Origin of the sequence: Streptomyces sp. NPDC002602, assembly GCF_042889445.1 — a bacterium.
Classification (GTDB): domain Bacteria; phylum Actinomycetota; class Actinomycetes; order Streptomycetales; family Streptomycetaceae; genus Streptomyces.
On record NZ_JBIAQX010000011.1, the window covers coordinates 73,965 to 87,942 of the forward strand.

Sequence of the window (13,978 nt, forward strand, 5' to 3'; positions counted from 1 at the left end):
AATCCCGGGTTTTCCGCTCGCAAGGAGGTCTTCATCAGGTACGCGCGCCCCCCGTCTCTCACTCGAAAGAGTTGGTCCTCACGGCGTAGGGCGCGCCGCGCGGGGAGCACGTAGGCTCGGATTGACCAAGCGTTCCCAAGGTGTGGAGTGAGTGCCCTGTGATTTCCGGTGGTGGCCAGCCCGACATGCAGCAGCTGCTCCAGCAGGCCCAGAAGATGCAGCAGGACCTCGCCGCGGCCCAGGAGGCGCTGGCCGAGGCCGAGGTCGAGGGACAGGCGGGCGGTGGCCTGGTGAAGGCCACCGTCAACGGTTCCGGTGAGCTGCGCGCGCTCGTGATCGACCCGAAGGCCGTGGACCCCTCGGACACCGAGACCCTCGCCGACCTGGTGGTCGCGGCGGTCCAGGCGGCCAACGAGAACGCCCAGGCGCTCCAGCAGGAGAAACTGGGCCCCCTGACCGCGGGTCTGGGCGGCGGCAGCGGTATTCCGGGCCTGCCGTTCTAGACCCCCTCCGGCCCTCGCGGCCGGACCGTGATACCCCACAGCGAAAGAAGGCAGTCCGTTGTACGAAGGCGTGGTCCAGGACCTGATCGACGAACTGGGCAGGCTGCCCGGCGTCGGGCCCAAGAGCGCGCAGCGGATCGCCTTCCACATCCTGCAGGCGGAACCCACCGACGTCCGTCGCCTCGCGCACGCGCTGCTCGAAGTGAAGGACAAGGTCCGCTTCTGCGCGGTGTGCGGGAACGTGGCGCAGGAGGAGCGGTGCGGGATCTGCCGTGACCCCCGCCGCGACACGACGGTCATCTGTGTCGTGGAGGAGCCCAAGGACGTCGTCGCGATCGAGCGGACCCGCGAGTTCCGGGGCAAGTACCACGTCCTCGGCGGGGCGATCAGCCCGATCGAGGGCGTCGGCCCGGACGACCTGCGGATCCGTGAGCTGCTGACGCGCCTGGCGGACGGCACCGTGACCGAGCTGATCCTGGCCACGGACCCGAACCTGGAGGGCGAGGCGACCGCCACCTACCTCGCCCGCATGATCAAGCCCATGGGCCTGAAGGTCACCCGCCTGGCCAGCGGGCTCCCCGTCGGGGGAGATCTGGAGTACGCGGACGAGGTCACGCTGGGGCGGGCCTTTGAAGGAAGGCGACTTCTCGATGTCTGACGCAACGCTGCACGCCCTGGGTCAGGACCCGGACGACTTCGCCGTCCAGATCGCGGACCAGATCGAGTCCTTCATCGTCGCGGTCACCGAGGTGGCCAAGGGCGAGGACCCGGACAGCGCCGTGCCCTTCCTCCTCCTGGAGGTCTCGCAGTTGCTGCTGGCGGGCGGCCGGCTGGGCGCGTACCAGGACGTCCTGCCCGACGAGCGCTACGAGCCGGACCTCGGGCCGGAGCCGGACGTGGACGAGCTGCGCGAGCGGTTTGCGTACATGTTGGACCCGGTCGACGTGTACTCCGAGGTCTTCGACCCTTACGAGCCGCGCAAGGCCCCGGTCGCGCACCGGATCTCCGACGACCTGGCGGACGTGGTCGCCGACCTGCGGCACGGGTTGGCGCACTACCGGGCGGGCCGGACGACCGAGGCGCTGTGGTGGTGGCAGTTCTCGTACTTCTCCAACTGGGGCTCGACGGCCTCGGCGACCCTGCGCGCGCTCCAGTCGCTCGTGGCCCACGTACGGCTGGACCAGCCGCTGGAGGAGCTCGACGGCCTGGACACCGACGAGGACCTGACCGAGGACGATCTCGCGGAGCAGGCGGGGCGTGTGATGGTCGAGGAAATCGCAGGTCCGCTGGGTCTGGGCGGCAAGCGGACCCGCGGCGCGAGCGAACCCATTCTTTGATCGTTTAGTCTCATGATGTGGTACGAAGCGGTCGGATCGCGGCCGCTCGTTAGACTGCACCAGCAATGAGACGGACTGAGCGAGGAGCGCACGTGGGCCTTGTCGTGCAGAAGTACGGAGGTTCCTCCGTAGCGGATGCCGAAGGCATCAAGCGTGTCGCCAAGCGAATCGTGGATGCCAAGAAGAACGGCCACCAGGTGGTCGTCGTGGTATCCGCGATGGGCGACACGACGGACGAGCTGATCGATCTCGCCGAGCAGGTGTCCCCGATGCCTGCCGGCCGCGAATTCGACATGCTGCTGACCGCCGGAGAGCGGATCTCCATGGCCCTGCTGGCCATGGCGATCAAAAACCTGGGCCACGAGGCCCAGTCGTTCACGGGCAGCCAGGCAGGTGTCATCACCGACTCGGTGCACAACAAAGCACGCATCATCGATGTCACGCCGGGTCGTATCCGCACCGCGCTGGACGAGGGCAACATCGCCATCGTCGCCGGATTCCAGGGCGTGTCGGCGGACAGCAAGGACATCACCACCCTCGGACGGGGCGGCTCGGACACGACCGCCGTGGCGCTCGCCGCGGCGCTCGACGCCGAGGTCTGCGAGATCTACACCGATGTCGACGGCGTCTTCACCGCGGACCCCCGCGTCGTGAAGAAGGCCAGGAAGATCGACTGGATCTCCTCCGAGGACATGCTGGAGCTGGCGGCCTCCGGGTCCAAGGTGCTGCTGCACCGCTGCGTCGAGTACGCACGCCGCTACGACATCCCGATCCACGTCCGGTCGTCCTTCTCCGGACTGCCGGGCACCTGGGTCAGCAACGAGAATCCGCAAGGGGACGAGCCGGTGGAGCACGCCATCATCTCCGGAGTCGCTCATGACGTCTCCGAAGCCAAGATCACGGTCGTAGGCGTTCCGGACAAGCCGGGCGAGGCCGCGGCCATCTTCCGCGCCATCGCGGACGCCGAGATCAACATCGACATGATCGTGCAGAACGTGTCCGCCGCCTCCACGGGCCTGACGGACATCTCCTTCACCCTCCCCAAGACCGAGGGCCACAAGGCCATCGACGCCCTGGAGAAGGCGAAGGGCTCGATCGGCTTCGAGTCCCTGCGCTACGACGACCAGATCGGCAAGATCTCCCTGGTCGGCGCGGGCATGAAGACCAACCCGGGCGTCACCGCCTCGTTCTTCCAGGCCCTGTCCGACGCGGGCGTGAACATCGAGCTGATCTCCACCTCGGAGATCCGCATCTCGGTCGTCACCCGCCAGGACGACGTCAACGAGGCCGTCCGCGCCGTGCACACGGCCTTCGGTCTCGACTCCGACAGCGACGAGGCCGTCATCTACGGGGGCACCGGACGATGACGCAGACCCGGTCGACCCCGGCACCGGCACTCGCCGTGGTCGGGGCGACCGGAGCGGTCGGTTCGGTCCTGCTCGGGATCCTGTCCCAGCGGGCCGACGTCTGGGGCGACATCCGCCTGATCGCCTCCCACCGCTCGGCCGGCCGTGTGCTGGCCGTGCGCGGGGAGGAGATCGAGGTGCTTGCCCTCACCGAGGACGCCTTCGACGGCCTCGGATCCGGCGACGTCGTGATCTTCCTGACCCCGGCCGACGTCTCCGCGCGCTGGGCGCCCGTCGTCACCACGCGCGGTGCCGTGGCCGTGGACCAGTCGCCCGCCTTCCGGGACGACCCCGAGGTGCCGCTGGTGGTGCCCGAGGTGAACGGCCACGCCGTACGGATGCGGCCGCGCGGCATCGTCGCGGGCCCGGACTGCGTGACCGCCTCGATGATCGCCGCGCTGGGCGCGCTGCACGCCGAGTACGGGTTGGCCGACCTGGTCGTCTCCTCGTACCAGGCCGCGAGCGCCGCGGGCCGGGGCGGATCCGAGGCGTTGCGCCGCCAGGTGTCGCTGGTGGCGGGGACCTCCCTCGGGGAACAGCCCGGGGACGTGCGCCGTGCCGTGGGCGAGGACACCGGCCCCTTCGCGGCCCCGCTCGCCCTGAACGTGGTGCCCTGGTCCGGTGAGCTGCGCGAGGACGGCTGGTCCTCGCACGAACTGGCCGTACGGGCGGAGACCCGGCGGATCCTCGACCTCGCCGACCTGCCGATCGCGGTGACCTGCGTACAGGTCCCGGTGCTGACCGGGCACTCCCTCTCGGTACGGGCCCGGTTCGAGCGCGAGGTGGACGCCGCGCACGCGCGGGAGATCCTGGAGGCGGCGCCCGGGGTGGTCCTGGTGGACGAGCCCGCCGCGGGGGAGTTCCCCACTCCCGTGGACGCGGCCGGCACGGATCCGGCCTGGGTGGGGCGGGTGAGGGCATCGCTCGACGACCGGCGGGGCCTGGAGTTCTTCGTTTGCGCGGACAACCTCCGCAAAGGCGCGGCCCTGAATGCGACGCAGATCTCGGAACTGATCGCGGGTGAATCTGCGTAATTCGCTTTGTAGGATCGGTGTCGATCCCTTGATCAAGGTGATGGCCCGACTGCCGCCTGGATAAATGGGGCAACCGGGAAGAGCGGGTACGCATGAGCGCAATGGGGATATTGCCGGAAACTCTGGCTCGCGCGTACAACCCTGACGGGGGGACGCGTGTCCAACAGGCGTGGCAGAGGCATTGCTCGACTTCATCGTCATGCCGGTGCGTACCGGGATCATTCCCCCGCGCCGGCGATCGAACGTGCCCGGCGGCCCTCCTGTGATCGTGCCCGTCCCGCCGACGTCCACGCCGTCCGTCGTGCCGACCCGGGGCGGCCGCGTGCCCTCACCCCGGGATAGCGCCGCCGCCCCCGGGAGCGACACCGCCGACGACACCGCGAACGAGGCCGCCCCGAACGATGCCGCCCCGAACGCGGTCGAGCCGGACAGGGCGCGGACCGGCCCGGCGGACCCGGACACGGCGGGCGCGAACACGGCCGGCGCGGACACCGAGAAGGTCGTCGTGGCCGGCACCACGGTCGACCACCTCACCGAGACCTACCAGGCCCACTACCGCTCCCTCCTGGGCCTGGCCGCCCTGCTCCTCGACGACACCGCCTCCTGCGAGGACGTGGTCCAAGAGGCCTTCATCCGCGTCCACTCGGCCCGCAACCGGGTCCGGGACCGCGACAAGACCCTGGCCTACCTGCGCCAGACCGTCGTCAACCTCTCGCGTTCCGCGCTGCGCCGCCGCATCCTCGGCCTGAAGCTGCTGTCCAAGCCGATGCCGGACATGGCCAGCGCGGAAGAGGGCGCCTACGACCAACTGGAACGGGACGACCTGATCAAGTCCATGCGGGGACTCCAACGACGCCAGCGCGAGGTGCTCGTGCTGCGCTACTTCGCGGACATGACGGAGGTTCAGGTCGCCGAGACGCTCGGCATATCGCTCGGCTCGGTGAAGGCGTACGGATCGCGGGGCATTGCCGCGCTGCGGGTGGCGATGGAGGCTGCGCAGTCATGATGGACGACCGGAAGAACGACGCCGAAGGCGCCGACGAACAGGCGCTGCGGAGCCTGCTGAGCGGAGCCGTCCAGGGCCTGGAGCCGTCCGAGGGAGCGCTGGAGCGACTGCGGTACGCCGTCCCCGCGCGCCGGGTCCGCAAACGGCAGGTCCTCGTCTGCGCGGCGGCGGCGGCCGTACTGGCCGGGGCGGCCGTCCCGACCGCCCTGCACCTGACCGGCGGCCAGGGCTCCGCCACCGACCACTCCACCATGGCCGGACACGGGCAGCAGCAGGACGGCGGCAACGGGGGCACCTCCGACCCCCACCAGAACGGCTCGGGCAAGTCCGCCGCCCGACCCACCTTCCATCCGGGGACCGGCCAGAGCGCCGGCGGCACGCCGTCCCCGCAGCCGAGCGGCTCCCCCTCCGACAGTGCCGTCGCGGGCCCGTCCGGTACGGCCTCCGCCGGCGCCGCGAGCGGTTCGGACGCCACCCCGCGGCCCCCGGTGGGGGCGGCCGGCGCGGTGCCCGGCTGCTCCGCCGACCAACTGGGGGTGCTGGGCAGCGCCCGCGCCCCCCGGGCCGACGGCAAGGTGTACGGCAGTTTCAAGGTCACCAACGTCTCCGGCCGGGACTGCAAGGTCACCGGCCCGGACACCGTCACCGCCGCCTCCGTGGCGAGGTCGGCCCCGCCCGCGCAGGGCTCCGGGGTCACCGTGCTCAGCCACACCGCCGGGGACCCGGCGAGCGGACTGCTGCCCGATCCGGCCGTCGAGTCCGCCTCGGTGGTCCTCGAACCGAACGCCGCGTACGAGGTGCGGTTCGCCTGGGTGCCCTCGGCGCAGCCCTGTCCGGCGGCGTCCGCCGGACCCACGGGCAGGCCCCCGGCAGGCGGTACGGGCGAGCCTCCGACCGGTACCCAGGGAGCCGGCGCCGACGCGGCGGCGGCCTCGGACCCGGTGAACGGCGGCGCGAGCCCGGACCCGACCGGCGTGGCCGTGTCCCACACCCCCGAGGCGGGGGCGCCGACCACGCAGACGACGATCCCCGACGCCTGCGGCGGGACGGTCTACCGGACGGGCGCTATCGCGCTGGGGGAGTCGAAGCGGTAACGGCGGGGGCGGGTTTTGCCGCGACCGGTTCCGCCGGCAGCAGGCCCGCCTCCGTGTCGCGCAGGGTCTCCACCTCGCGCCGGTAGAGCCGGAACCACATGAAGAGCACGAACGCGGCGAAGACGAACCACTCGCCGGTGTAGCCGAGGTTCTGGAAGGCCTTGAGGTCCAGGCCGGTGTTGGTCGGCGCCTTCGCGGGCACCGGAACCATCCCGTCCGACGGGGTCTGCACCGTCAGCCAGGCGTCGTACAGCGGCTCCTGCACCATGTTGACCAGCGTCGCGGCACCGATCACCCCGAGCTGACCGGCCGGCAGACCGCCCTGGGAGTACACGCCCTTGGTCCCGGAGTTCTCCGACGCCTGGAGCGCCCCGGTCACCTCGACCCGCCCGCCCGGCGCGGCCGGCGCCTTCGCCGGGTCCGCGACGCCCGGGAGCCAGCCCCGGACCACCGGGACGGCCTTGCCGGAGTCGGTCTTCAGCAGGGTCAGGACGTAGAAGCCGGACTTCCCGTCGAGCTGTCGTTCCGGGACGAGCAACTGCCGCCCGTACACACCGGACGCCGAAGCCGGCCGCCCGGAGGTCTCGGTGTCCACCGGCAGCAGCGAGTCCAGCGGCGCGGCCGCCCGGTCGGCGGGCCGTGCGGAGGACGCCTCCCGGTGGGTGTCGACGCGGTCCTCGAACCGGCCGAGCTGCCAGGTCCCCATGAACAGGCAGAAGGGGACGCCGAGCGCGACGAAGACGTTGATCCCCCACCAGCGCGGGGTCAGGAGAAACCGGTGCACCCCACCACGGTACGGGGGGTGCACCGGTCATCGGCTGCCGGGTCAGGCCGGAAGGTGCTTCAGCGCGAACTCCAGATCCATCCGCACCTGCTTGATCCGCTCCTCCACGACCAGCGAACCGTGCCCGGCGTCGTACCGGTACACCTCGTGCACCGCCCCGCGCGCCGCGAGGCGGTCCACGTAGTTCTCGATCTGCCGGATCGGGCAGCGCGGGTCGTTGAGACCCGCCGCGATGTGCACGGGCGCCTTCACCGAGTCCACGTACGTCAGCGGGGAGGACGCCTCGAAACGGTCCGGGACCTCCTCCGGAGTGCCGCCGAAGAGGGTGCGGTCCAGGGACTTCAACGCCTCCATCTCGTCGTGGTACGCCGTCACGTAGTCCGCGACCGGCACCGCGGCCAGCCCCACGGCCCAGGCGTCCGGCTGGGTCCCCAGGCCCAGCAGCGTCAGGTACCCGCCCCACGAGCCGCCGGACAGCACCAGCCGCGCCGGATCCGCGAGACCGGACTCCACGGCCCACTCCCGGACGGCCGCGACGTCCTCCAGCTCGATCAGGCCGACCCGGTGCTTGAGCGCGTCGGTCCACTCGCGCCCGTAGCCCGTCGACCCGCGGTAGTTGACCCGGACCACCGCGAAGCCGTGGTCGAGCCAGGCCGCCGGGGTCGCCAGGAAGGAGTCGCTGTCGTGGTGGGTCGGCCCGCCGTGGATCTCGAAGATCGTCGGGAAGGGCCCGTCCCCGCGGCCCGTCGGCCGCTGCGCGAGCGCGTGGATCCGGCCGCCCGGACCCTCCACCCACACGTCCTCCACCGGCACCGAGCCCGGCGGCCGGAAACCGGGCGGGTCCAGCACGACGCCGCCCGCCGTGGATCGCACCGCCGCCGGCTCGGCCGCCGAGGACCACTGGTACTCCACCGACCCGTCCGGGCGGGCCGTCGCACCGGACACCGAGCCCGGGGGAGTCTCCACCGCGACGAGGGACCGCGAGGCCAGGTCGTACCGCCACAGCTCGCCGCGCGCCTCGAACTCGTGCGAGACCAGCAGGGCCGAAGCGTCCGGGTACCACTCGGCGCCCACGTCGCCCGGCAGCTCGATCCCCAGCTCGGTCTCGGTGCCCGTGGCCACGTCCCAGATCATCGGCTCCCAGCGGCCGCGCCGCTGGTGGGCCACGAGCAGCCGGGTGTCGCCGGCGACGGGGGCGAAGCCGAGCACGCCCAGCCCCAGCTCCACCGTGCCGCCCTTGGAGTCGTCCAGCTCCGCGACCGCGGACCCGTCCAGGGTGACGACGCGCAGCGCCGAGTGCATCGCGTCGCCGTGCTCGGTGTGCTCGATGACCAGCAGGGTCCCGTCGCGGGACAGGTCGCCCACGCCGGCGGACTCGTGGTGTCGGTAGATCACGGCCGGCGCGCCGCCGTCGGGCCGTACGACGTGGACGGTGGTGCCCTCCTCGTCGGTGGACCGGCCGACGACCGCGGTGCCGTCCCGCCCGATGGCGAGTCCGGCAGGGTACGAGGGCTCCAGACCCGGCGTGGCCGGCGTGTCGGGGCCGCCCGCGAACGGCTGGCGGACCCAGGTGCCGAACTCGTCGCCGTCGGTGTCGGAGAACCACCAGATCCACTCGCCGTCGGGGGAGAGGGTGCCGTCGGTGGTGCCGTTCGGACGGTCCGTGGCCTGACGTTGGGCGCCGGTGGCGCGGTCCCAGGCGTACAGCTCGTAGGTCCCGGTCGCGTTGGAGACGAACAGGGAACGGTCCGGCGCGTCCTCGGCCCACTCGGGCAGCCCGACGCGCGGGGCCCGGAAGCGCTTCTCCCAGTCGGGCATGGCGGGCGTGTCTGCGAAGGCGTCTGCGTCAGTCATGCCCCCCATGTAACCCGATCGGCGCTGTCGGATGGTCCCGGCGCCCGGAAGGCGGCAGCGTGGGCGGGGATCCCACCCGCCGTCCTCAAGGAGGAACGATCATGGCGAAGCAGCCCAAGGAGCAGTCCGACATGTCGGGCGACAGCGGCTCCTCGCGTTCGCGGATGTCGAAGAGCTCGGACCAGCAGAGCAAGGGCAGGATCGAGGACATCGCCGAGGCCCAGGCCCGGGCGATGGACGAGGACGCGCGCCGATCGCGGGGAATGAAGCCCCCGTCGTCCGGATCGCAGCGCGGCGGCTGAGCCCGCCGAACGGGTGACGGGCCCTCCGGATGCCGGCCGGCCGGAACGGAGGGACAGTGGAGTACGTACGTCTTTCCGTGCTCCGAGGAGGAGTGGTCATGGCCAGGAAGGCTCGCGGCGAACATCACGGCCACCAGGATTCCGAGCGTGCGTTGGCGAAGAACACGGCGGCCGAGGCCCGTGCCAAGGCCGCGGTCAGAGATGTGCAGTCGATCTCCGCGAAGACCCGGGGCATGCAGCAGAAGGCCCAGGCGAAGCGCGGCTGACCGACCACTCGGCGACGTGTCACGGCGTCGCTCCATCACCGCCGCCACCCCGTCACCGGCCCGCGGTTTCCCACGGGAGACCGCGGGCCGTCGGCGTACGGGCGGCGGTGGTGGACCGGGGGTGATGGAGCGGGCGTGGAGTGGTGGTGGAGCGGCGCCCCGCCCGGGTCCCGCCGCCCCGGACCCGCCTGCGACCCGCCGGTCCACCCCCGGTCGTACGCTGGCGCCATGCGGATGATCGTCCGGGGCGCCCGGCTGTTGACCGACCACCACACCGACCATCACACCGACCGCCACACCGCCGGCCACCCCGCCGGCGGCGACGGCCTCAGCGACGTGGAGGTCGCGGAGGACGGCCGGATCGCCCGGGTCCTCCCGCACGACGACCAGAAGGAGCCACCCGCCACCGGCGTCCTGATCGAGGCGCACGGCGACCTGCTCACCGCCCCCTTCGTCGAGCCGCACATCCACCTCGACACTGCCCTGACGGCCGGCGAACCGCGCCCGAACGCCTCCGGCACCCTCTGGGAGGGCATCGCCCGCTGGAGCGAACGCAAACGGACCCTGACCCGCGAGGACGTCATCGCCCGCGCCACCGAGGTGCTGCGCTGGCAGGCGGCACAAGGGGTGCTGCACGTACGCACCCACTGCGACACCACCGACCCCGGGCTCACCGCCCTCGACGCGCTGCTGGAGGTCCGGGACCGGGTACGGGACGTCATCACCCTGCAGATCGTCGCCTTCCCGCAGGAAGGCATCGTCTCCTTCCCGGACGGCGAGGCGCTGCTGCGCGAGGCGGTACGGCGCGGCGCGGACGTGGTCGGCGCGATCCCGCACTTCGAGGACACCCGCGAGGACGGGGTGGCCTCCCTCGGCATCGCCTTCGCGCTCGCCGAGGAACGGGGCCTGCGCGTCGACGCGCACTGCGACGAGATCGACGACGAGCAGTCCCGGTTCGTGGAGGTCCTGGCCACCCTCGCGCTGCGCACGGGGCTGCGCGAGCGCGCGACGGCCTCCCACACGACGGCCATGGGTTCCTACGGCGGCGCGTACAGCTTCAAACTCCAACGGCTGCTGTCCCGCGCCGGGATCAACCTCGTCTCCAACCCGTTCGCGAACCTCAACCTCCAGGGCCGCTTCGACGCCTACCCCAAGCGGCGCGGCCTCACCCAGGTCAAGGAGATGCTGGCGGCCGGGGTGAACGTGGCCTTCGGCCACGACGACGTGATGGACCCCTGGAACGCGCTGGGCACCGGCAACCCGCTCCAGACCGCGCTCGTCGGCGTGTACGCCGCCCAACTCACCGGGGCCGACGAGATCCCCCGCGCCTTCGAGATGGTCACGGAACGCGCCGCGCGGGTGCTCGGCCTGTCCACGGCCGAGTACGGCATCACCCCGGGCGCCCCGGCCTCCTTCGTCCTGCTGCCGGCCGAGTCGCCCACCGAGGCGATCCGCCGCCAGGTCCGACCCCGGTACGTCGTCTCGCGCGGCACCGTCCTCGCCGAGAACCCGCCCGCCCCGAGCCGCCTGCTGTCCTGGCCCGGCGAACCGGGCCCGTCGGAAGTGGACTTCAGGCGCCGGTGAGCCGCCGCCCGAGCGCGGCGGCGGGCGTGGCCCGAGTACGGCGGCGGGCGTGGCCCGAGCGCGGCGGCGGGCGGCGCGAGTACGGCCGCCGAGTACGGCCGCCGAACCGCCGCGCCCCTGGTCCGAGCCGTCTCAGAGCCCCCGCTCCACCATCGTGATCACGTCCTGGCCCGCGTCGTGGACCTGCTCCGGGGCGACCCCGCGCAGCGGTCCGTCGATCACCAGCGCCGCCAGTCCGTGCACCGCCGACCAGGCGAGGAACTCCGCGCCCGGGCGACGTTCGGCGGCCAGCACCCCGCAGTCCACGAGCCCGTCCAGGGCGGCCCCGAGCAGTTCGAAGGGGGTGAGCCCGCCCTCGCCGGCGGCCGTGGTGTCCGCGGCGTGGACCATGTCCGGCGGGACGTGGAACGCCGTCCGGAACCAGCCCGGCTCGGTGACGGCGAAGCGGATGTAGCCCGTCCCCACCGCCCGGAAGCGCGCCCGCGCCCCCGCCGAGGGATCGCCGGCCGCGGGGAGGGCGTCGATCTCGGCCTCCATCGCCCGCGCGACGTGCGCCATCGCGGCCTGCGAGACCGCGTGCACCAGCGCTCCCCGGTCGGCGAAGTGCCGGTACGCGGCGTTGGGCGAGACCCCGGCCCGCCGGGTGACCTCCCGCAGCGAGACCGTGTCGGGCCCGCCCTCGCGGGCCAGTTCCAGAGCCGCGTCGAGCAGGGCGTTGCGGAGGTCGCCGTGGCGGTAGGTGGTGCGCTTGCGCGGCGGTTCGGTGGCCGGTGCGGGCATGGGACCGTCGATTCCAGATGTGGACAGCGTCTACTTACGGCCCACCCTACGCCCGGAGCCGCCGGGACCCCACAGGGTCACGCACATCCGCCACCCCGTCGGATAGCGTGCCCGCATGTCCTGGGACGAGACCGGATCACCCCACCCGCTCGCACTGCGCCGCACCGGACGCAGCGAACAGGAACCGGACCGACTGCCCGAGATCCGGGAACTGGAGACGCTCGGCTGGGAGCCCGCACCCGAGACCGCGACGTGGGTCTTCCTCCCCTACGTCTGGCCCCCGGGTGCCCGCACCTGGATCCCGGACCGCGGCACCCGCTGGGCCGTCGAGAGCGAACTGGACGGCCACGGTCACCTCACGCGCGTGGAGTGCGCCCCGCTCCCGGCCGAGGACCTGGACCTCCTCGACGCCGAATCGGTGGCCGGCCTCGCCGACCTCGGCCTGCCGCCCCGCCCCCGGGGCCGCCTGTGGCTGCTGCGCCCCGTCGGCCCCTTCGACACGGTCGGAGCCGTCCTCGACCACCTCCACCGGCTGGCCGAGGACCGGTCGGTCGACACCCGGACCCGGGAGTTCGTCGCCCTGGTCCGCACGGAACTCGACGCCTACCCGGACCCGAACGCCCACCCGGATCCGTACGCCCCGAACGCCCACCCGGACCGGGAGCGCTGAATCCCCTCACACCCACCGGGGGCCGAGGGGGTCACCCCTTCGGGGCGCACACGACCGCCACCCGTTGGACCGCGTTGTTGCCGAAGCCGCCCCGGTTCCAGGCCTGTTCGAGCGGCTGTCGCCGCCCCTTCGCGTCCGTGGCCCGTACGACCAGGGTGTGCTCGCCCGGCCTCGCCTCCCACACCCCGTGCCAGGCCTGCCAGGCGCAGCGCCCGCCGGCCGGCGCCGCCACCTCCACGTCGACCCAGGTCAGGCCCGCGTCGGCACTGAACTCCACCCGCACCACCGGCCCGTACCCCGACCAGGCCCGGCCCGCCAGCGGCACCGGCCCGGGCCGCACGACACGGATGCGGGACATGAAGTCGGGGAAACCCGGCGGCGCCATCAGGGCACGCGGCTCGATCAGGGTCACGGGCTCCCCGGCCTCCTCGGGCGACTGCCGCAACCGGTAGGCCACGGACTGCTGGAAGCCGGTGAACGGCACGTCGACCAGCGTGATGTCCGTCAGCCACTTCACATGGGCCATCCCGTACCAGCCGGGCACCACCAACCGCAGCGGACACCCGTGCTGCGGCGGCAGCGGCCGCCCGTTCATCTCGTACGCGACCAACACGTCCGCGTCGATCGGCAGCGGCAGGCTCCGCCGGTAGTCCTGCTCAACCCCGCGCTCGAACCCGTGGTCGGCGCCCGTGAACACCGCCTCCACCGCGTCCGGCTCCACCCCCGCCTCGGCGAGCAGCCCGCCCAGCGCCACCCCCGTCCAGTCGGCCGTCCCCACCGCCACCACCAGCCAGGGCTGGCTCACCGGCCGCGGCGACAACCGTGCCCGCCCGTTCCCGGCACACTCCATCGTCACCCGCCGCGTGACCGCCGGCCGGGCCCGCAGCTCGTCCAACCCCCACTCCACGGCGTTCCGCACCCGCCCACCGATCCGCAACCGCCACCGATCCGTGTCGGCCGCGGGGATGTCGTAGTGCACCAGTACGTAGTGCAGCCCGGCCGGCGTCACCTCGTAGCGCAGCGCCTCCAAGGGCAGACCGTGGTTGCGGGCGGCCAGCGCCAGCTCGTCCGCCCCGATCCCCTCCCCGACCGCGGCCACCCGACCCGGCCCACCGACACCCCCCGGGGATGCCGTCTCCATCCCTCCATGCTCCCCCGAAACCACCCCACGGGCCCGCCCACCGAATGCCGCCCCTCCGCAAACGGGGAGGGGCACGGTCCACACGCGGGGGGACGGCTGCTACACGGTGGTCTGGTGGGGCCCGAGGCCGCGGATCTGCTTGCCGGCGCGCCAACGCCGACCTGTTCGATGGCTGAGAGGGCGGGATCTGCGGGCGACGTGCGGGGTGGCGCCGACG

General features: G+C 72.6%; 15 protein-coding genes. 11 read left to right on the forward strand and 4 right to left on the reverse strand.

All coding sequences use genetic code 11. From position 1 onward, the window contains the following. Positions 1-158: 158 nt before the first annotated feature. The 7 genes from ACFYW3_RS25790 to ACFYW3_RS25820 all read left to right on the forward strand — a co-directional run bounded on the left by ACFYW3_RS25790 (position 159) and on the right by ACFYW3_RS25820 (position 6,380). Positions 159-503: a YbaB/EbfC family nucleoid-associated protein gene (locus tag ACFYW3_RS25790; RefSeq protein ID WP_078998671.1), complete on the forward strand. Its 345-nt coding sequence runs from the start codon at positions 159-161 to the stop codon at positions 501-503. A gap of 58 nt (positions 504-561) precedes the next feature. Further along, positions 562-1,161, forward strand: a complete 600-nt coding sequence (gene recR / locus ACFYW3_RS25795; protein WP_031138625.1) for a recombination mediator RecR — start codon at positions 562-564, stop codon at positions 1,159-1,161. After that, positions 1,154-1,840, forward strand: coding sequence for a DUF5063 domain-containing protein (locus ACFYW3_RS25800; protein ID WP_351372006.1), 687 nt, complete (start codon positions 1,154-1,156; stop codon positions 1,838-1,840). The genes recR and ACFYW3_RS25800 overlap by 8 nt, the downstream gene beginning before the upstream one ends. A gap of 92 nt (positions 1,841-1,932) precedes the next feature. Continuing rightward, positions 1,933-3,207: an aspartate kinase gene (locus ACFYW3_RS25805; RefSeq protein ID WP_351749537.1), complete on the forward strand. Its 1,275-nt coding sequence runs from the start codon at positions 1,933-1,935 to the stop codon at positions 3,205-3,207. Next, on the forward strand, positions 3,204-4,280 hold the full coding sequence (locus tag ACFYW3_RS25810) for an aspartate-semialdehyde dehydrogenase (protein ID WP_389387468.1): 1,077 nt from the start codon (positions 3,204-3,206) through the stop codon (positions 4,278-4,280). The genes ACFYW3_RS25805 and ACFYW3_RS25810 overlap by 4 nt, the downstream gene beginning before the upstream one ends. A 217-nt stretch (positions 4,281-4,497) precedes the next feature. After that, complete coding sequence (locus tag ACFYW3_RS25815) at positions 4,498-5,286, forward strand: SigE family RNA polymerase sigma factor (RefSeq protein ID WP_389387538.1); 789 nt, start codon at positions 4,498-4,500, stop codon at positions 5,284-5,286. Continuing rightward, positions 5,283-6,380, forward strand: a complete 1,098-nt coding sequence (locus ACFYW3_RS25820) for a hypothetical protein (RefSeq protein ID WP_389387469.1) — start codon at positions 5,283-5,285, stop codon at positions 6,378-6,380. The genes ACFYW3_RS25815 and ACFYW3_RS25820 overlap by 4 nt, the downstream gene beginning before the upstream one ends. Here the strand turns inward: ACFYW3_RS25820 and ACFYW3_RS25825 are convergent. Both ACFYW3_RS25825 and ACFYW3_RS25830 read right to left on the reverse strand, forming a co-directional pair. Further along, positions 6,352-7,164 carry an SURF1 family protein gene (locus ACFYW3_RS25825; protein ID WP_389387470.1) on the reverse strand — a complete coding sequence of 271 codons (813 nt, stop codon included), beginning with the start codon at positions 7,162-7,164 and terminating at the stop codon, positions 6,352-6,354. The genes ACFYW3_RS25820 and ACFYW3_RS25825 overlap by 29 nt on opposite strands. A 42-nt stretch (positions 7,165-7,206) precedes the next feature. Then, complete coding sequence (locus tag ACFYW3_RS25830) at positions 7,207-9,027, reverse strand: prolyl oligopeptidase family serine peptidase (protein WP_351749528.1); 1,821 nt, start codon at positions 9,025-9,027, stop codon at positions 7,207-7,209. Between the two features lie 92 nt (positions 9,028-9,119). Here ACFYW3_RS25830 and ACFYW3_RS25835 point away from each other — a divergent pair, with 92 nt between their 5' ends. The 3 genes from ACFYW3_RS25835 to codA all read left to right on the forward strand — a co-directional run bounded on the left by ACFYW3_RS25835 (position 9,120) and on the right by codA (position 11,170). Next, on the forward strand, positions 9,120-9,320 hold the full coding sequence (locus ACFYW3_RS25835) for a hypothetical protein (protein ID WP_053676933.1): 201 nt from the start codon (positions 9,120-9,122) through the stop codon (positions 9,318-9,320). A gap of 98 nt (positions 9,321-9,418) precedes the next feature. Continuing rightward, positions 9,419-9,586 carry a hypothetical protein gene (locus ACFYW3_RS25840; RefSeq protein WP_267802646.1) on the forward strand — a complete coding sequence of 56 codons (168 nt, stop codon included), beginning with the start codon at positions 9,419-9,421 and terminating at the stop codon, positions 9,584-9,586. A gap of 228 nt (positions 9,587-9,814) precedes the next feature. After that, positions 9,815-11,170 carry a cytosine deaminase gene (gene codA, locus ACFYW3_RS25845; protein WP_351749526.1) on the forward strand — a complete coding sequence of 452 codons (1,356 nt, stop codon included), beginning with the start codon at positions 9,815-9,817 and terminating at the stop codon, positions 11,168-11,170. Between the two features lie 132 nt (positions 11,171-11,302). Here codA and ACFYW3_RS25850 read toward each other — a convergent pair whose 3' ends face one another. Then, positions 11,303-11,950, reverse strand: a complete 648-nt coding sequence (locus tag ACFYW3_RS25850; protein WP_351749524.1) for a TetR/AcrR family transcriptional regulator — start codon at positions 11,948-11,950, stop codon at positions 11,303-11,305. Positions 11,951-12,065: 115 nt separating this feature from the next. On the opposite strand from ACFYW3_RS25850, the gene ACFYW3_RS25855 reads away from it, so the two are divergent. Further along, positions 12,066-12,620, forward strand: coding sequence for a DUF5956 family protein (locus ACFYW3_RS25855; RefSeq protein ID WP_389387471.1), 555 nt, complete (start codon positions 12,066-12,068; stop codon positions 12,618-12,620). Between the two features lie 31 nt (positions 12,621-12,651). On the opposite strand, the gene ACFYW3_RS25860 is transcribed toward ACFYW3_RS25855, so the two are convergent. After that, the gene (locus ACFYW3_RS25860; RefSeq protein WP_389387472.1) at positions 12,652-13,761 is read right to left on the reverse strand and encodes a sulfite oxidase; all 1,110 of its coding nucleotides are present in this window, start codon (positions 13,759-13,761) and stop codon (positions 12,652-12,654) included. Between the last annotated feature and the right edge of the window lie 217 nt (positions 13,762-13,978).